The sequence below is a fragment of the Jiella mangrovi genome (assembly GCF_017815135.1).
GTDB lineage: Bacteria > Pseudomonadota > Alphaproteobacteria > Rhizobiales > Rhizobiaceae > Jiella > Jiella mangrovi.
Genome location: NZ_JAGJCF010000018.1, coordinates 1 through 17,225 on the forward strand (window position 1 = coordinate 1; position 17,225 = coordinate 17,225).

A 17,225-nucleotide genomic window follows, 5' to 3' on the forward strand; every position below is an offset into this window, starting at 1 on the left:
GATGTAGGCCTCGGCCTTGAACTTGGTGTGCGGCTTCACCGAACCCGGCTTGCACAGCACCTGGCCACGCTCCACGCCCTCGCGGTCGACGCCGCGGATCAGCGCGCCGATATTGTCGCCGGCCTGGCCCTGGTCGAGCAGCTTGCGGAACATCTCGACGCCCGTGACCGTGGTCTTGCGGGTGTCGCGGATGCCGACGATCTCAACTTCCTCGCCGACCTTGACGATGCCGCGCTCGACGCGGCCGGTGACGACCGTGCCGCGGCCCGAGATCGAGAACACGTCCTCGATCGGCATCAGGAAGGGCTGGTCGACCGGACGCTCGGGCGTCGGGATATAGGCGTCGACTTCCTTCATCAGCGCGCGGACGGCGTCCTCGCCGATGGTCTTGTTGCTGTCTTCGAGGGCCGCCAGAGCCGAGCCCTTGATGATCGGAATGTCGTCGCCCGGGAACTCGTAGGACGACAGAAGCTCGCGAACCTCGAGCTCGACCAGCTCGAGAAGCTCCTCGTCGTCGACCTGATCGACCTTGTTGAGGAAGACCACGATCGCCGGAACGCCGACCTGACGGGCGAGCAGGATGTGCTCGCGGGTCTGCGGCATCGGGCCGTCGGCGGCCGAGCAGACGAGGATCGCGCCGTCCATCTGGGCCGCGCCGGTGATCATGTTCTTCACGTAGTCGGCATGGCCCGGGCAGTCGACATGGGCGTAGTGACGGGCTTCCGTCTCGTATTCGACATGCGCCGTCGAGATCGTGATGCCGCGCGCCTTCTCCTCGGGCGCCGCGTCGATCTGGTCATAGGCCCGGAACTCGCCGAAGAACTTCGTGATCGCGGCCGTCAAAGACGTCTTGCCGTGATCGACGTGTCCGATCGTGCCGATGTTCACATGCGGCTTGTTCCGCTCGAATTTGCTCTTGGCCATCGCCTGCTCCCATTGCCGGAAGATATGTTCGGGTGCGCGCGACATAGAGGCTTGCGCGATCAGGCGCAAGGGCGGGCGGCCATTGTGCGACGAAGGCTAGCCAAATCGCCGGCGCTACGGATCGAGATCGCGAGCGCAACGGCAGAAGATCGCGGGGAGATGGTGGAAAAGCAGCAGCGGGCTGGAGCGGGTAGCGGGAATCGAACCCGCGTATTCAGCTTGGAAGGCTGCTGCTCTACCATTGAGCTATACCCGCGTCAGTCAGGACTTTACGCGATATCGAAATCAAAAGCGATGGTGGAGGGGGCTGGATTCGAACCAGCGTACGCTAAGCGAACGGATTTACAGTCCGTCTCCTTTAACCACTCGGACACCCCTCCAGACCCAACCATGGCGCTCTTGTCCATCGTCGATCACGCGATTGCCGGCTGGCGCGAAAGCCCCGTCCGGCATGTCCGTGCGGCCTTATGAAAAAAGTGCGTGCGTCTGTCAACGCCACCTGCGGCCTTGGCAAAGCGAAAATTCATCGCCGCCGCTCTCTTTCCCTTGGAGGCCCGCTCCGCTAAGCCGGCGCCATGAGCGATGAAACCTCCGGCACGCCGAAGACGACCAAGTCCCCAAAGGACTCCCACTATGCGCGCCTCAGGCGCACGCATCGCGACGCCAAGCGTGAGGCCTCAGGCGAGCCGCAGCGCCGGCCTCGCAATGAAGCAATACCGGGCAAAGCCCCGCCGCCCGGGCGGATCTGGCTCTATGGCCTCCACAGCGTATCGGAAGCGCTGAACAATCCGCGCCGCCGCCTGCACAGGCTTCTGGCCACCCGCAATGCGCTCGCCCGCATCGGCATCGACGAAGCCGCCCTTCCCTGCCCGTTCGAGATCGTCGAGCCGCGGGCGATCGACGCCGAACTCGGCTCCGAGGCCGTCCATCAGGGGCTCGCCCTCGAAACCGAGCCGCTGGCGGCGAAGAAACTCGGCGATCTTTCCGGCGCAAGCCTCGTCCTCGTTCTCGACCAGGTGACCGATCCCCATAATGTCGGGGCGATCCTGCGCTCGGCGACGGCTTTCGCCGCCGACGCGGTGGTCACGACCTCGCGCCATTCACCGCAGGAAAGCGGCGTTCTGGCCAAGGCGGCCTCGGGCGCCCTCGAACACGTCACCCAGATCGAGGTGAGGAATCTCGCCGAGGCGCTGACCGAACTTTCCGGCCAGGGCTTCCTGACCGTCGGGCTCGATTCGGAGGGGCCGGAAAGTTTCGAGGCAAGCCTTGCCGGGGAAAAGCTCGCCATCGTCCTCGGCGCCGAGGGCAAGGGCCTGCGCTTAAAGACCCGCGCAACCGTCACGACGCTCGCACGGCTCGAAATGCCCGGCGCGATCCACTCGCTCAACGTCTCCAACGCCGCCGCCATCGCGCTTTACGCGGCGCGCCGTCATCTCGGTAAGGGATAGGGATCGGTTCGCCGCCGCTGCGATACGTCAGATCGCAGCCCTCGCCAGGACAATGTCACTGGCCGCCTTCGCGATGATCCAATGGTGTAGAGAGATTGCCACCGGGTACAGCGCCGGGTCTCAGCCCCACGACTTTGCAGATCGCAAGCATATGGCAGTCCGTTCTCCAGCTGCCGCAGTAGGGAAGAGCCGTTTCTGAGCCCAGGCGATAGAAGCTCTGCATGACGGCAATGTAGCTAACATATGCCAGTCGTCGAATGCGCGCGACTTATAAGGGCAGATGTTGAGGAATGCTATCCGATCCCGGTGCTTGTCGTAGTCCACCTCGCGTGGAGCTGCCGAGTGTTGCAGAAAACCCCTGGAAATCAAGGAAACTCTCTGCAGCACGAACGCGACACGCAACAGGACGAAAGCAGGCATAAGATACTGATTTGATTGGTGATCCCGACAGGATTCGAACCTGTGACCCTCAGATTAGGAATCTGATGCTCTATCCTGCTGAGCTACGGGACCACTTGGCGCGCACCATAGTGAAGTCGGGCGGCGAGGCCAAGCGTCGATGGCGGCGACAGCAAGATTTTCCCGGACAGGAGCGCCCGATGTTCGCAAAGGTCTGGCAGGACAGCCGAGGCGTCGGCACGGCTTCGCCGCCCTGCCCCGCAGGGAAAGCCTGGAGGGTTTTCGGCGAAAACGGGTCCACGGCAACCCTCATTGCCTTGTCGAGCCGTATGGTCAGCATGTGAGAGCCGAAGCGGCTCTCACTCAAAAAGCTTCAGCGCACGGCGGGGTCGTCCTGAGCGAGCAGGATGGCCTCGCCTTCCCTGACGCTGACGGTGATGGCCCCTGCCGCCTCGTTCGATTGGGTGAGGATGGAGGTGAATGGCAGATCGACGGCCTCGAGCGGCCATTTGGCGCCTTTTATGGTCAGGCCCTTCACGGCGGAAAACTTCAGGATGGAGAACTGTGTTCCGGCCTTCAGATCGAAGCGTCGCGGCGCGGCCGACAGCGCAAAGGCCGTTTCGGCGCCGTCGCGCAGGTCGATGTCGACGCCCTGATGAAAATATCGAAGCGCCAGGATGAGATGGGCGAAGGCATGGTCGCTGCGCGGGCCGCCCAGCGCGCCGACGAGGGTCAGCCTGGTCGCACCGAGCGACAGGGCCGTCTCTATCGCCAGCTCGCCGTCGGTCTTGTCCTTGTCGCGCGGAAAGGTCTCGCGCCTGACGCCGGCGAGAGCGACCGGCGGCTCGCCGGGCGCCGAATCGAAGTCCCCCACCCAAAGCTCCGGCGAGAGTTCGAGCGGGCGCGCATGACGGATGCCGTCATCCGCAGCGATCACCCTTGCGCCCGCGATCGCCGCGCGCAGGGCCGGCGTCGGCACCATGCGGCCGGCGAGAAGGACGACGAAATGCGACATCGACGAAGACCCTTTCTGCGGCGCGCTCCGATGACCGGGCGAATCGGCGAGCGCGATGCGACGCCTGGCTGAATGCCTGAATTCTTACGATTGACAAGCGCTCCGTTCCCGCGCATATCGCTGGCCATGACCGTGCGCTCCCTGACCAAAAAAACGTCGATTAGCTGACGCCTCGCCCCGCTTGTCTCCCCCGGGGCGGAGGACGAGCGTGCTCGATCGTTTGGCAAGGGGAGAGCGAGAGAAGGTCGAATTCCCATGGGTTACAAGGTTGCCGTCGTCGGCGCCACCGGCAATGTCGGGCGCGAGATGCTGTCGATCCTTTCCGAACGCGGCTTTCCGGCCGACGAGGTGGTGGCGCTCGCCTCCCGCCGCAGCCAGGGAACGGAAGTCTCCTTCGGCGACGAGACGCTGAAGGTGAAGGCGCTGGAGGGCTTCGACTTTTCCGACGTCGACATCTGCCTGATGTCCGCCGGCGGCGAGATCTCCAAGCAATATTCGCCGAAGATCGGTGCGCAGGGCTGCGTCGTCATCGATAATTCCTCGGCCTTTCGCTACGACCAGGACGTGCCGCTGATCGTGCCCGAGGTGAATGCCGACGCCGTGACGGGCTTTGCCAAGAAGAACATCATCGCCAATCCGAACTGCTCCACGGCCCAGCTCGTCGTCGCGCTGAAGCCGCTGCACGACCACGCGAAGATCAAGCGCATCGTCGTTTCGACCTACCAGTCGGTCTCCGGCGCCGGCAAGGACGGCATGGACGAGCTTTTCCAGCAGTCCCGCGCGGTCTTCGTCGCCGATCCGGTCGAGGCCAAGAAATTCACCAAGCGCATCGCCTTCAACGTCATCCCGCATATCGACGTCTTCATGGAGGACGGCTCGACCAAGGAAGAGTGGAAGGTCATGGCCGAGACCAAGAAGATGCTCGACCCGAAGATCAAGGTCACCTGCACGGCGGTGCGCGTGCCGGTCTTCATCGGCCATTCGGAGGCCGTCAACATCGAGTTCGAGAACGAGATCACAGCAGACGAGGCGCGCGACATCCTGCGCGAGGCGCCGGGCTGCCTCGTCATCGACAAGCGCGAGGACGGCGGCTACGTCACGCCCTATGAGAGCGCCGGCGAGGACGCGACCTACATCTCGCGCATCCGCGAGGACCAGACGCTGGAAAACGGCCTCAACATCTGGGTCGTCTCGGACAATCTGCGCAAGGGTGCGGCGCTCAACACCGTTCAGATCGCCGAGCTGCTCGTCAATCGCGGCCTCCTGAAGCAGCGCCAGGCGGCCTGACGGCACCTCTCGGGAAAGGCGGGGCGATCGCCGCTAGCGACTGGCGGCGGTCGGCCTATCCTTCAGCACGAGAAAACATCCCTTCCGGCCAGCAGCGCTATAAGCTATCCAGGATAGATGGCGTTCGGCGTTTTTATCCATCGGTTCGATTCGATTTACGACGACACACCGGCGGAACGATATCACTTTCCACAACAGTACCTATCCCGCGTCGAGGCCTGTATCGGCAAGTGGATCGTCTATTACGAGCCGACGAAAGTTCGAAACACACGCGGATACTTTGCCGTCGCGCGTGTAGCGCAAGTCCTTCCTGATAAGCATCGGTCGGGCATGTTCTTTGCCACGATTGAGCCGGGCACATATCTGGATTTCGTTGAGGCCGTGCCGTTCATCACCCCTGACGGCCAGGTGGTCGAACGGGGCCTGCTCAACGACCAGGGAAGTCTTTCTGGGCGAAGACAGGCTGCTGTTCGCACGCTTTCGCAAGTCGATTTTGCCCGGATCATTTCACTCGGCCTGCCCGATGATATGGATGATCTCCCAAGGCTTGGCTCTCATTCGGCAGAAGACGGCTTTTCGGAAGAACAGTCGATTTACGTTGCCGACCTGAACCACGAACGTGAGCGACTACTGACCTCCAGATCCTACCGCGATCGCATGTTCCGGCGATCGATCTTGAAGGCCTACGATTCGCGTTGTGCCTTCACGGGTCTCCGCCTTCTTAATGGCGGTGGTCGGGCCGAAGTGGAAGCCGCTCATATCCGTCCGGTCGAACAGGGTGGACCAGATGTCGTCGGAAATGGGATCGCGCTTTCAGGAACGATTCACTGGATGTTTGACAGAGGTCTTCTGAGCCTGTCAGACGAGTTCGATATCCTGATATCGCGTCAGCTCAATGACTTGAGCGCTGTTGAGGCAATACTCAATCGCGATCATCGAGCGCTATCACCGCTCAGTCACCTGCAGAGACCGCTACCCCAGTTCCTGGAATGGCATCGCTCTAACTGCTTCAAACACTGACCAGCCTGGGGGCAAGCCCTGTTCCCGGCAATCTTCCAGCGTTGGACCTTTTGCAAAGTGCGATCTAGAAGGCTGCGGGGCCGTGGCCCCGGCGTCGTGACATGGCGCATTCGGGCTTGGTTTGGTATTTCTCGGAGACGGCATTGACGGTCTCGAACGATCGCAGCGCCGATGGCGGGCAGACGCGTCTTCGCTCGCTCTTTGCGCGGACGGCCCTCATCGACCGGGCGGTGGCGCGCTTTGCCGCCGGGGGGATCGGCCCGGTCCCTTTGCCGCTCGCCGTCATCATCGCCGTCTTCCTCGTCAACGGCCTTTGCAACATCCTCGCCAAGGCACCGCCGGGCTTCGACGATCGCGAGCAGCTCACCGACATGGCCGACTGGGCGCTCGGCTACAGGGGCGTGCAGCCGCCCCTGCACACCTGGCTGATCAAGCTCGTCGATCTCGTCGTCCAGAACGATCTCGCGGCGGTCTACAGTGCCCGCGCCATCGTGCTCTGCCTTCTCGCCAGCACGCTCTATGGCATCGGCCGGGCTCTGCGGCTGTCGCGCGAAGGGGCAGCGGCTGCGGCCTTCGGCCTGTTCCTGATGCCCCCGGTCGGCTGGGAGGCGCAGCGCGCCTACAGCCATTCCCTCAGCGGCATGCTGTTCACCGCCCTCTTCCAGCTGGCGATGCTGATGCTTCTCCGCCACCAGACGCGCGGGTCATACGCCCTTGCCGGTGCGAGCGCGGCTCTCGCCGTGCTCGGCAAGTATAACGGCCTGATCGCGCTTTTCGGCGCCGCCATGGCCGCGACGGCCCTCCCCGATCTGCGCGGACGGTTTCGGCTGCGCGGGCTCGGCCTTGCGACCGCCGTCTTCCTCGCCGTCCTGGCAGCGCCGATGGTCTGGCTGGCGAGCCGTCTCGGCACGCTGGACGACAGCGTCGGAAAATTCCGCATCGGCGCGGCCGAATCGCTGCTGGCCGACCGGCTCGACGGGATCATCGCCTTTGCCGGCAGCTGCCTCGCCTATGCCGGGCCGCTTCTTGTCGTCGCGCTGGGGGTCTGGATCGTGGCGCAGGCGGACGGCCGGGCAAGGCGCGTGGCATCGCGGGAACTGCGGAGCGAGACCCGCTATCTCCTCGCCGCCATCGCCTCCGCCTTCGCCCTGGCGCTCGTCCTGGTTCTGGCAAGCGGCGCGACTGCGGTGAAGGGCTATTGGCTGCACCCCGTCCTGATCACCCTGCCGGCTGCCGTCGCGGCGCTGCTCGAAGCCCTCGACAGAACCGGCTGGGCCAACCGCTTCGTCATCTTCTGCGCCCTGCCGCTTGCCCTCGCCAGCGTCGCGGCCTTCGTTTTCCGCGCCTTTGGCATCGGCGTCTGACCGATGAGACGGGCAAGGCTCGGCAATTCATCGACAGCGCTTTCCGAGCGGCCTGGCGCAGGCAGGGCCACGGCTCCCCGCTCCCCGTCAGGATCCGGCAGCGCCTGGTGACGGGCACAGGGACACCATCCACAGCCGTGGCTCCCGGGCAACATCGGCCGACAAATTCCTTGCGCGCCGGACAAGCCCTAATCCAGCCGTCTGTGATGTCTATCGGCGGACCCAACGAGTTTTGAAGGCGGTGGCGGCGATTGCCCCGTTCCAGGCTGGAAGACGACCCATGAAGAAACTTGCACTCGCACTCGCCCTCACCGTAGCCTTCGCCGGCTGCACGACGGACCCCTATACGGGCGAACAGAAGATCTCCAACACCCTTGGCGGGGCAGGCATCGGCGCTGGCGTCGGCGCACTCGGCGGCTATGTCGTCGGTCGGGCGACGGGCACCGACGCCGGCCGCGCGGCACTCATCGGTGCCGGCATCGGCACGCTCACCGGTGGCGGCATCGGGCTCTACATGGACAATCAGGAAGCCAAGCTGCGCGCCCAGCTGCGGGGCACCGGCGTCTCCGTGACCCGCGTCGGCGATCGGATCATCCTCAACATGCCGTCCAACATCACCTTCCCCACCGATCAGGCCTCGATCCTGCCGGGCTTCTATTCCACCCTGAATTCCGTCGCCCTGGTGCTCAAGGAGTTCAACAAGTCGATCGTCGACGTCTACGGCCACACCGACAACACCGGCTCAGACGCCTACAACCTGCAGCTCTCGCAGCAGCGCGCCTCCTCCGTCAGCCAGTATCTGGCCAGCCAGGGCGTCGATCCGCGCCGGCTCAACACGCAAGGCTTCGGCGAGAGCCAGCCGATCGCCTCCAACGCGACGGAAGCCGGCCGTGCCCAGAACCGCCGCGTCGAGATCTCGATTTCCCCGCTGACCTCCGGCTGAGGGCTGAAAGCGCCTCTCGCGCGTTGGAGCGCCGTGCGTTCGAATGGACGAACAACGGACGCTCCAACCTCGCGCTGCAGGAACGAATGGACGGAAAGCCGGGCATGCCCGGCTTTTCTGCGTCTGGAAACGCAGACGTCTCGCGATCGTTAGCGGCGACCACGACTGTTACATTCACGTAACATCTGTTGCCGTCCTGATTCAGCATGCATTTTCAAGGTTTAAGTCACCGTCACGATCGCTACGCTGGGTCGCATGTTCGAGCATGAAAGGGCGTGGCGTGAGCATCTCGAAGACAGTCTGGGATCGCAAATCCGGGCAATCGAAAGCAGTCATCGCGGCTCTCGCCGCCGGACTGTCGTTCAGCGGTGTATCATCGACGGCGGCGCAGGAGGCCGGCCCCTCGTCACAGGGCGAGCGCCCCGTCTCCTGGCTTGATCCGGACGTCTTCGACGTGACCTTCACGGTCGAGGGCCTGACCGATTACGTCTCGCTGCGGGGCTACTCCCAGACGGATCGCGATCCGGCCGTGCAGGGCACGGTCGATATGAAACTGTATGATTTCCATGTCGGCTTCTTCGCCTCGAACGTCGATTTCGGCACGCCGGAGCCGCGCCTCGAATTCGATCCCTTCGTCGCCTGGCGTCCAAGCTTCGGCAACTGGTCGGTCGATCTGACCTATTACTACTACACCTATCACGACGTCGACGGTCAGGATTATCCGGAGTTCTTCCACTCGCTGTCCTACACCTTCGAGGACATCGCCACCCTCACCGGCACCTTCGCCTTTGCGCCGAATTATTTCGGCCAGGACGACACCGGCTATTTCTACAAGGGCGCGATCGAGGTGCCGCTACCGCACGATCTGAGCTTTTCCGGCTCGCTCGGCTATCAGGACTTCAAGAACGACCTCTTCCGCGAGCACTTCGTCTGGGACGCGGGGATGACCTACGAGTTCAACGACAACATCTCCTTCGACGTTCGTTATCACGACACCGATATCAACGAGGATCTGTTCTGCGTCGGCGCCTCGCAGTGTGGATCGACCGTGGTCGCCTCCGTCGCCGTGTCGACCAGCCTCAGCGAGATCGTCGGCAAGTTCGCCGGCCGGTGATTTTTCAGACCGCCCGGCCGGGCATTTGATCTTGCTCCCGCGCCACCGGCACGGGAGCAGATCGCATCAGTAGTTTCGGCCGACGACACCACCGACGACTGCGCCGCTGACACCGCCGACGACCGCGCCGGTGGATCCGCCGACGGCATTGCCGACCACCGCTCCGCCAGCACCGCCGATGGCCGCGCCGCCGAGCGTCTTCTGCGTCCGGCTGCAGCCGGTCGAGATCGCGAGACCTGCGACCATCGCAAGCACGAAGCTGCTTTTCACCACTGTCTTCATTCGGCATTTCCTTTTTCGATTCGATCGTCCCGGCGCACATTGTTCCCGTCGGCGGGACGGCAAGATGGCGAAACGCGGCGTATTGTCGTCAAAGACATCGCCTGTGTCCGAGCCGCCTCACCGTCTTCAACCGATTTTACCTGCGGTGCGCTCTTCCGATCACCGGCCGCCACGGCTATTGGCAATGCTGAAAGAACGTCTGGAAGGAAAGCAGTCACGTGACGACACGCACCGAAACCGATTCCATCGGCGCCATCGAGGTGGCGGACGACCGCTACTGGGGCGCCCAGACCGAGCGCTCACGCAACAATTTCAAGATCGGCACCGACCGTCAGCCGATGCCGCTGATCGTCGCCCTGGCGACCGTCAAGAAAGCGGCGGCGCGCGTCAATGCCGCCAAGGGCAAACTGCCGGCCGAGCTGCGCGATGCCATCGAGAAGGCCGCCGACGAGATCATCGCCGGCAAGCTCGACGAGCACTTCCCGCTGGTCGTCTATCAGACCGGCTCGGGCACCCAGACCAACATGAACGTCAACGAGGTGATCTCGAACCGGGCGATCGAGATGATGGGCGGCAAGATGGGCTCGAAGAAGCCCGTTCATCCGAACGACCACGTCAATATGAGCCAGTCGTCCAACGACGTCTTCCCGACCGCGATGCATGTGGCGACGGTCGTCGAGGCGAAGGCCCGGCTCGAACCGGCGCTCGAGACCCTGCGCGCGTCCCTCGACAGGAAGGCGGAGGAGTTTGCGGGCATCATCAAGATCGGCCGCACCCATACCCAGGACGCGACGCCCGTCACGCTCGGCCAGGAATTCTCCGGCTATGCCATGGCGCTTCAGCTCGCCAAGAAGCGCATCGCCGACAGCCTCGACGGCGTCCTCGCGCTCGCCCAGGGCGGCACGGCCGTCGGCACCGGGCTGAACGCGCCCGTCGGTTTCGACACCGACATCGCCGCCGAAATCGCCGAACTGACCGGCCACGACTTCCGTACCGCCGAGAACAAGTTCGAGGCGCTCGCCTCCCACGGCGCGCTCACCTTCTTCCACGGCTCGCTCAACACGCTGGCCGCCGATCTGATGAAGATCGCCAACGACATCCGCTTTCTCGGCTCGGGCCCGCGCTCGGGCCTCGGCGAACTCAACCTTCCGGCCAACGAGCCGGGCTCCTCGATCATGCCAGGCAAGGTCAATCCGACCCAGTGCGAGGCGCTGACCATGGTGGCGACCGAGGTGATGGGCCACGAGACGACGGTCACCGTCGCCGCGTCCCAGGGACATTTCGAGCTCAACGTCTTCAAGCCGGTGATCGCCAATGCCGTCCTCTCCTCGATCCGGCTTCTGGCCGACGGCATGGAGAGCTTCGCCGAGCACTGTGTCGACGGCATCGAGGCGAATGAAGAGCGGATCAAGAGCCTGATGGAGCAGTCGCTGATGCTGGTGACGGCACTGGCGCCGACGATCGGCTACGACAATGCCGCGAACATCGCCAAGACCGCACACAAGAACGGCACGACGCTTCGCGAGGAAGCCATCGCTTCCGGCCTCGTCTCGGGCGAGGACTACGACCGCATCGTCGATCCCAAGACGATGATCGCGCCCGCCTGAGGGTTTGCGCGGCCATGCCCGGGGGGCGAACGATCCTCGGGCTTGGCCGACGAGATTCAACCATCCCGACATACGCAACCGAGACAGCATGTTCTGACGGAACTTTGAGAATACCGCGAGGCGCGAGGCACAAGGCGCTCAACGAGGCCGCAGGCCCCGCCGCTTCGTCATTCTCGGGCCCCGTCCCGAGAATCCAGGGGAGCCGCCGTAAGCGCCTGATCGAAGTGACGTAAAATTACGACCTCGAACGTGAGGCTGGATTCTCTGGACGGGGCCCGAGAATGACGAAGCGTTTGGGGCGGCGACTTCGGTTTCCGCGCCCCAGCGGTCCGGAAGGCCGTTGGAGACAGTCGGAAGCCTTCTCAGACAATCGCCCCGAACGAGGGGCTTCTGCCCGCCAGTTCAACCGGTGTTGAGCTGCCGGCCGAGCTGCTCAACCGGTCCCATCAGTGGACGCAAGCCGCAGGCGTTCTGCCCGTGGCATCCACAACCGGCGCATGCCCCATTGTATCGCTATTCGTTGACAATTCGTTGGAGAAGCGCCCGGATGCGTTGACGATTGCCTTGAACTATCTTGCGTCCATCGCAACCGACCCGACGGCCCAGACCGGCCGGGCGATCATTGGAGCAAGACAGACATGAACCAGTTCCTGATCCTTGCCGGCCGCGTCCTGCTTGCGGCCATCTTCGTCGTTTCCGGCTTCGGCAAGCTGACCGGCGCCGAGGGCTTTTCTGGCTTTCTCGCGAGCCTCGGCTTCCCCGCCCCGCTCGCCATGGCCTATCTCGTCGGTGCCTTCGAGCTTCTGGCCGGCGTCGCCGTCATCGTCGGCTTTCAGGCCCGGATCGTCGGCATAGCGCTCGCGCTGTTTTGTGTCGCGACCGGCTTCCTCGTCCATGCCGGCGACCAGACGGTGCTGTTGAAGAACATCGCCATGGCCGGCGGTTTTCTCGTCCTCGCCGGTTCCGGCGCCGGCGCGATCGCAGTCGACAAGACCGCCCGCGAGCGCCGCTACGCCTGAGCAACCGCGGCGATCGGGGCTGCATTACATCATGCAGCCGTCGATCAAGCGTCTTCGTACGCGGCCGGCATGTTGGCCTGGTATTCCTTCTCGGCGCGTTCGGCCTCGCTTTCCGTCGGCGCACCGGCTTCGCCGGTCGCCTCGGCTTGCGCATCGTCCGTCTCTGCGGCCTGCTTCAGCGTCGTGACGTCGAGGCCGGCCACCGGCTTGTAGGGGTTGGTGGCAGCGCTCTCTTCATTTTCGGTCTTGTCCGCGCCGGACGCCGCGACGGCGGACGTTCCCGCGCTTTCGCTGGCCTTCTGCGCTTTGGCGAGTTCGGCGGTGTATTTCGTGACGAGGGCCTGCTGGGTCTCGGCCTCTTCGGTATCGCCCGTTTCCTCTGCCTCGGACAACGCCTTTTCAGCGGATGCGAGCTTCGCCTTGATCGAAGCGACGTCGTCCTTTGCCGAGCTCGAGCTGTCGCTCGAAACCAGGCTCGTCGTGGAAGTGCTCGATCCGATGGTCAGTGACATGGTGGCCTCGTGGTTTGCGTCGTTCCAGCCGATTGGAGACCATCAGCTAGCCCGATAGGCATCAACGAAACCTTTCGGTCCGCATTTCAAAATGTAACGGAACATGATGTTTCTTTGCCGAGCAGAGAAAATAATCGTCAGCGGCTGAAACGCCGCGCCAGATCCTCGGCCAGCGCCACGTCGCCGGCCTCGCGGCGAGCGACTTTCGAGCAGACGAGACACGCCTGCGACTTCAGGATCACCCCGTCGGCGAGGATCTTCAGCTGGTTCGCCACAAGCGTCGAGCCGGTCGAGGTGATATCGACGATGATGTCGGCCGAGCCTGCCGCCGGCGCGCCCTCGGTGGCGCCGAGGCTCTCGACGATGCGGTAGCTCTGGATGCCGTGGGTGCGGCTGAAGAAGCCCTGCGTCAGCCGCCAGTATTTCGTCGCGATTCTCAGCCGCCGGCCGTGACGGGCACGAAAGGCGCCAGCGACATCGCCAAGATCGTCCATCGTCTGAACGTCGACCCAGGCCTGCGGCACCGCGACCACGACATCGGCATGGCCGAAGCCGAGGCGGGAAACGAAGCCGATCGCCTTGTCGGGTTCCGGCACGGTCTCTCGGATCAGATCCTCGCCGGTTACGCCGAAGTCGATCGCCCCGTCGCGCAGCTCCCGGGCGATTTCCGAGGCCGACAGCAAGAGGACTTCCAGCCCTTCAATGCCTTCGACCTGGGTGCGATAGGACCGGCTTTCGCCGGCGGTCACCGCGATGCCGGCCTGTTTCAGGGCCGCCAGCGACTTTTCCATCAGCCGGCCCTTGGAGGGAATGGCGAGAGTGATGGTCATCGGGGCAGGACTCCTGCCGGGCGCGGGCATTGCCAGTCGTATTGCGGACGAATGTTCTGACAAACGCTTGCTTTGGTCTGGCGCTGCGGCGGCTTGCCCCCCTCTGCCCTACCGGGCATCTCCCCCACCAGGGGGGAGATTGGCAGCGTTCTTGTCAGCGGCGAAACGGCAGAGGCCGGGGAGGCGTGAAGCCTTCCGGCTTCAACCGCGATGCTGTCGACTGACGCGCTCCTTCGGGTCGTGGCATTGAACTCCTCGCAGCGAACCTCGAGCAAGGTCGATCTCCCCCCTTGTGGGGGAGATGTCCGGCAAAACAGAGGGGGGTTCGACGCCGCCGCCCACATCATCTCGCCGCACGCCATCATCGCGCCACCGCCGCGATCCGGTCGAGCCACAGCGAAAAGCCCACTGCCGGGATCGGCGTGTCGGCGCCGAGGATGGTCATCATCCGGTCGTAGCGGCCGCCACCGGCGAGCGGGTCGACGGCGCCCGGCTCCCGCACCTCGAAGACGAGGCCGGTATAATAGTCGATCGGCCGGCCGAAGGCGGCGCGGTAGGTGAGGAGCGAGAGATCGACATTGGCGGCTTCCAGAGCCAGATTGCGCGTCTGGAACACCGTCATGGCGCGGCCTAGATCGAGCCCGGCCGTTCCCACCACATCGGCGAGCCGGTCGCCAGCCTCGCCGAGCGGACAGTCGACGGCGAGGAAAGCTTCCAACAGCGCCAGCGCGGAATCGCCGAGCCGCGCTTCGGCGACGGTCACCTTCTCGATCAGCCGGGCGGCGATCTCGCCGGGCGAGCGCCCGGAATGGGGCGGCAGGCCCGCCTCTTCCATATGGCTGCGGATGAGCCGGGTGAGCGCGCCCTCCTCGCGGTCGCGGGCGAGATCGAGGAGTTTGGCATCGATGCCCTTCAGCGTGTCTTCCGGCCCGCGCGAGAGCCCTTGCAGCACGGCACGCAGCTGGCGCTCGTCGCCGAAGGTGCGGATCAGCCGGCGCTGCCAGCCTTCCGGCAGGCCGAGCGCGCGCAGCACCGCCTCGAACAGGCCCTGATCGCCGAAAATGACGTCGAGGCCATCCAGCGAAAGGCCGCAGGCTTCGAGCCCGGCCAGCGCATCGGCGACGGCGCGGGCATCGGCGGTGGCGCGGTTGTCCTCGCCGAGATCCTCGATGCCGGCCTGGACGAATTCGGCCGGCCCGTCCGCCCGCTGACGAAACACCAGACCGCGATAGGAATAGCGTTTGGGAAGGTCCGCGCCCTCGGCGATGTGGCGCATACACACGGGTATGGTGAAGTCCGGTCGCAGGCAGAGATTCTCGCCGCCCTCGCCCCGCGTCAGGAAGATGCGCCGGCGCAAGGCCTCGCCCGCCGTGTCGAGATAGGGCTCGGCCGGCAGGATGATCGCGGTCTCGGCAGGCAGGGCGCCGCGCAATGCGAACAGCTGGTCGAGGGCTTGTCCCATCGCCTGATCGTCGCCCGGCATCGACCTCAGCCCCTCTCGCCGGACTGGCGCGCGAGGATGGCGCGCACGGCGGCGACCATGTCCGCCTCGTCGACCATCTCCTGCCCCGCCCGCGCCTCGCGCCATTCGGCATTGTCGGTGATCTGCGCCGAGAGTTCCTTGCCGAGTGCCAGATCCTTCACCTGCACCTTGCCGGCCGCCTTCTCGTCGCCGCCCTGAATGACGACACAAGGGGCATTGCGCCGATCGGCATATTGCAGCTGCTTGCCGAACTGCTTTGGATTGCCCTGGAACACCTCGACGGGCACCGGCACGGCGACCGGATTGCCATTCTCGTCGGTATTCAGCGCCTTGCGCAGCGTCGTTGCCATGGCCTGATAGTCGGCCATGCGGTCGCGGTCCATGACCGTGACGACCACCGGTCCGGTACGCTCTGAGGTCTCGAGCCGGCCGAGATTCTTCAGCGCCGTCATCAGCCGCGAGACGCCGATGGAAAAGCCCGTCGCCGGCACCGGCTGGCTCATGAAGCGCGAGACGAGGCCGTCGTAACGCCCGCCACCGCCGACGGAGCCGAACTGGACCTTCTGGCCTTTTTCGTTGGTAACGTCGAAGAGGAGTTCGGCCTCGAAGACAGGGCCGGTGTAGTATTCGAGGCCTCGGACGACGGAGGGGTCGATGCGGATGCGGTCGGATCCGTAACCCGCCAGCGTCACATATTCAGAGATCGATTGCAGCTCTCTGACACCATCCATACCTGTGCTGCTAAACGCGAGTCTATCTCCAATTCGTCGCGAAACTGAATTGGGATCGTCGAACCCGTCCTCCACAACAGTATCGTATTCGTATACGATGCCGCCCTTTCCAATAACTGGGATATCGTCTTTTTCTACTACTCTAAATTTTTTGGCATCAAATTGGAAATTCGAGATCATTTCAATTAGCCAGTTGCGTTGCCTGCGATCCAGCCCCGCCCCTCGCGTAAAATCGCCCTCGCCTTCTTTTCCCCCGTCCCATCTACCCTCACCAAGCAGAAGCCGCACACCCTCGACGCCGAACTTGTCCAGCTTGTCGATCGCCCGCAGCACCGTCAGCCGGCGCCCGGCATTCTCGTCGCCGCCGAGGCCGATTGCCTCCAGGACCCCGTCGAGAACCTTCCGGTTGTTCACCCGGATCACATATTGCCCGCGCGGAATGCCCAGCGCTTCCATCGTGTCGGCCATCATCATCGCCATTTCGGCATCGGCCGAGACGTTCGGCGCGCCAACGATGTCGGCGTCGAACTGCATGAACTGCCGAAACCGGCCCGGCCCCGGCTTCTCGTTGCGGAAGACATAGCCGGCCCGGTAGCTGCGATAGGGCTTGGGCAGGGTCTCGTAGTTCTCGGCCACATAGCGGGCGAGCGGCGCGGTGAGATCGTAGCGCAGGCTCATCCACTGCTCGTCGTCGTCCTCGATCGAGAAGACGCCCTCGTTCGGCCGGTCGGCATCGGGCAGGAACTTGCCCAGCGCGTCGGTATATTCGAACACCGGCGTCTCCACCGGCTCGAAGCCGTAGGTCTCGTACACCCGGCGGATCTTCGCCAGCATCGCGTCCTGGGCCCTCAGATCGGAGGCGTCGCGATCGATAAAGCCGCGCGGCACCCGCGCCGTCACCCGTTTCGGCTTTTTCCCGGCCATGTGATTTCACCAATGCGTCGAGGCCGGCCGCCGATCCGCGCAAAACCGCGCCGGCGCCTGCCTGTTCAAAACTCTGGCTGGGGCTTAGCCCATCGGCCGGACGGGCTCAAGCGCATCGGGCAGCAGGTGGATCGGCGGGCCGTCCGGTGCCGACATCTGGCATCGACGGCCTGAGCGCCGTGGCGAACATTCCGGTGATCCCCGGGCCGAGCCGGGTCGCAACCGTTTCCGCAAGCTCTCCGGACCACCTCATCTTGCGTAATCGGCAAGGGCGGACCGTCCTCCAATCGCGATCCGCGCAGCCCCTCCCGCACAAGACTGCC

General features: G+C 64.3%; 15 protein-coding genes and 3 tRNA genes. 8 read left to right on the forward strand and 10 right to left on the reverse strand.

The annotated features are described in order from the left end of the window. From tuf to J6595_RS18635, 3 genes are all read right to left on the reverse strand, one after another. Window positions 1-924 (reverse strand): elongation factor Tu (gene tuf, locus J6595_RS18625; protein ID WP_209596546.1); only part of this gene is annotated, 924 nt, incomplete at its 3' end. A 182-nt stretch (window positions 925-1,106) separates the two neighbouring features. Next, a tRNA-Gly gene (locus J6595_RS18630) sits at window positions 1,107-1,180 on the reverse strand. 39 nt (window positions 1,181-1,219) lie between these two features. Continuing rightward, a tRNA-Tyr gene (locus tag J6595_RS18635) sits at window positions 1,220-1,304 on the reverse strand. 195 nt (window positions 1,305-1,499) lie between these two features. Between J6595_RS18635 and J6595_RS18640 the strand changes: the two genes are divergently transcribed. Continuing rightward, the gene (locus J6595_RS18640; protein WP_209596547.1) at window positions 1,500-2,372 is read left to right on the forward strand and encodes a TrmH family RNA methyltransferase; all 873 of its coding nucleotides are present in this window, start codon (window positions 1,500-1,502) and stop codon (window positions 2,370-2,372) included. Window positions 2,373-2,808: 436 nt separating this feature from the next. Here the strand turns inward: J6595_RS18640 and J6595_RS18645 are convergent. Further along, a tRNA-Arg gene (locus tag J6595_RS18645) sits at window positions 2,809-2,885 on the reverse strand. A 259-nt stretch (window positions 2,886-3,144) separates the two neighbouring features. Further along, window positions 3,145-3,786: a thiamine diphosphokinase gene (locus J6595_RS18650; protein ID WP_209596548.1), complete on the reverse strand. Its 642-nt coding sequence runs from the start codon at window positions 3,784-3,786 to the stop codon at window positions 3,145-3,147. A gap of 255 nt (window positions 3,787-4,041) precedes the next feature. Between J6595_RS18650 and J6595_RS18655 the strand changes: the two genes are divergently transcribed. From J6595_RS18655 to J6595_RS18675, 5 genes are all read left to right on the forward strand, one after another. Beyond that, a complete protein-coding gene (locus J6595_RS18655; RefSeq protein ID WP_209596549.1) occupies window positions 4,042-5,073 on the forward strand; it encodes an aspartate-semialdehyde dehydrogenase in 1,032 nt (343 codons plus the stop codon). 117 nt (window positions 5,074-5,190) lie between these two features. Further along, on the forward strand, window positions 5,191-6,093 hold the full coding sequence (locus J6595_RS18660) for an HNH endonuclease (RefSeq protein ID WP_209596550.1): 903 nt from the start codon (window positions 5,191-5,193) through the stop codon (window positions 6,091-6,093). 143 nt (window positions 6,094-6,236) lie between these two features. Then, window positions 6,237-7,457, forward strand: coding sequence for a glycosyltransferase family 39 protein (locus tag J6595_RS18665; protein ID WP_209596551.1), 1,221 nt, complete (start codon window positions 6,237-6,239; stop codon window positions 7,455-7,457). Between the two features lie 280 nt (window positions 7,458-7,737). Further along, window positions 7,738-8,400 (forward strand): YiaD family glycine zipper/OmpA-like lipoprotein, encoded by a 663-nt coding sequence (locus J6595_RS18670; RefSeq protein WP_209596552.1) that lies wholly within the window; start codon window positions 7,738-7,740, stop codon window positions 8,398-8,400. Window positions 8,401-8,680: 280 nt separating this feature from the next. Next, window positions 8,681-9,514 carry a TorF family putative porin gene (locus J6595_RS18675; RefSeq protein ID WP_209596553.1) on the forward strand — a complete coding sequence of 278 codons (834 nt, stop codon included), beginning with the start codon at window positions 8,681-8,683 and terminating at the stop codon, window positions 9,512-9,514. A gap of 66 nt (window positions 9,515-9,580) precedes the next feature. Here J6595_RS18675 and J6595_RS18680 read toward each other — a convergent pair whose 3' ends face one another. Beyond that, window positions 9,581-9,796, reverse strand: coding sequence for a YMGG-like glycine zipper-containing protein (locus J6595_RS18680; protein WP_245198842.1), 216 nt, complete (start codon window positions 9,794-9,796; stop codon window positions 9,581-9,583). A gap of 218 nt (window positions 9,797-10,014) precedes the next feature. On the opposite strand from J6595_RS18680, the gene fumC reads away from it, so the two are divergent. Continuing rightward, complete coding sequence (gene fumC / locus J6595_RS18685) at window positions 10,015-11,403, forward strand: class II fumarate hydratase (protein ID WP_209596554.1); 1,389 nt, start codon at window positions 10,015-10,017, stop codon at window positions 11,401-11,403. A gap of 638 nt (window positions 11,404-12,041) precedes the next feature. Continuing rightward, a complete protein-coding gene (locus J6595_RS18690) occupies window positions 12,042-12,422 on the forward strand; it encodes a DoxX family protein (RefSeq protein ID WP_209596556.1) in 381 nt (126 codons plus the stop codon). Window positions 12,423-12,466: 44 nt separating this feature from the next. On the opposite strand, the gene J6595_RS18695 is transcribed toward J6595_RS18690, so the two are convergent. The 4 genes from J6595_RS18695 to hisS form a co-directional block, all read right to left on the reverse strand. Next, window positions 12,467-12,934 (reverse strand): hypothetical protein, encoded by a 468-nt coding sequence (locus J6595_RS18695; protein ID WP_209596558.1) that lies wholly within the window; start codon window positions 12,932-12,934, stop codon window positions 12,467-12,469. 137 nt (window positions 12,935-13,071) lie between these two features. Continuing rightward, window positions 13,072-13,764: an ATP phosphoribosyltransferase gene (hisG, locus tag J6595_RS18700; protein ID WP_209596560.1), complete on the reverse strand. Its 693-nt coding sequence runs from the start codon at window positions 13,762-13,764 to the stop codon at window positions 13,072-13,074. A 361-nt stretch (window positions 13,765-14,125) separates the two neighbouring features. After that, a complete protein-coding gene (locus tag J6595_RS18705) occupies window positions 14,126-15,247 on the reverse strand; it encodes an ATP phosphoribosyltransferase regulatory subunit (protein WP_209596562.1) in 1,122 nt (373 codons plus the stop codon). Between the two features lie 5 nt (window positions 15,248-15,252). Beyond that, complete coding sequence (gene hisS / locus J6595_RS18710; protein WP_209596564.1) at window positions 15,253-16,902, reverse strand: histidine--tRNA ligase; 1,650 nt, start codon at window positions 16,900-16,902, stop codon at window positions 15,253-15,255. Window positions 16,903-17,225 lie beyond the last annotated feature (323 nt).

What these genes read in the sequence shown, in the direction of transcription:
- J6595_RS18640 (WP_209596547.1), top strand. Translation starts at nt 1,500, where the DNA reads ATGAGCGATGAAACCTCCGGCACGCCGAAGACGACCAAGTCCCCAAAG.
- J6595_RS18650 (WP_209596548.1), bottom strand. Translation starts at nt 3,786, where the DNA reads ATGTCGCATTTCGTCGTCCTTCTCGCCGGCCGCATGGTGCCGACGCCG.
- J6595_RS18655 (WP_209596549.1), top strand. Translation starts at nt 4,042, where the DNA reads ATGGGTTACAAGGTTGCCGTCGTCGGCGCCACCGGCAATGTCGGGCGC.
- J6595_RS18660 (WP_209596550.1), top strand. Translation starts at nt 5,191, where the DNA reads ATGGCGTTCGGCGTTTTTATCCATCGGTTCGATTCGATTTACGACGAC.
- J6595_RS18670 (WP_209596552.1), top strand. Translation starts at nt 7,738, where the DNA reads ATGAAGAAACTTGCACTCGCACTCGCCCTCACCGTAGCCTTCGCCGGC.
- J6595_RS18680 (WP_245198842.1), bottom strand. Translation starts at nt 9,796, where the DNA reads ATGAAGACAGTGGTGAAAAGCAGCTTCGTGCTTGCGATGGTCGCAGGT.
- J6595_RS18690 (WP_209596556.1), top strand. Translation starts at nt 12,042, where the DNA reads ATGAACCAGTTCCTGATCCTTGCCGGCCGCGTCCTGCTTGCGGCCATC.
- J6595_RS18695 (WP_209596558.1), bottom strand. Translation starts at nt 12,934, where the DNA reads ATGTCACTGACCATCGGATCGAGCACTTCCACGACGAGCCTGGTTTCG.
- hisG (WP_209596560.1), bottom strand. Translation starts at nt 13,764, where the DNA reads ATGACCATCACTCTCGCCATTCCCTCCAAGGGCCGGCTGATGGAAAAG.
- J6595_RS18705 (WP_209596562.1), bottom strand. Translation starts at nt 15,247, where the DNA reads ATGCCGGGCGACGATCAGGCGATGGGACAAGCCCTCGACCAGCTGTTC.
- hisS (WP_209596564.1), bottom strand. Translation starts at nt 16,902, where the DNA reads ATGGCCGGGAAAAAGCCGAAACGGGTGACGGCGCGGGTGCCGCGCGGC.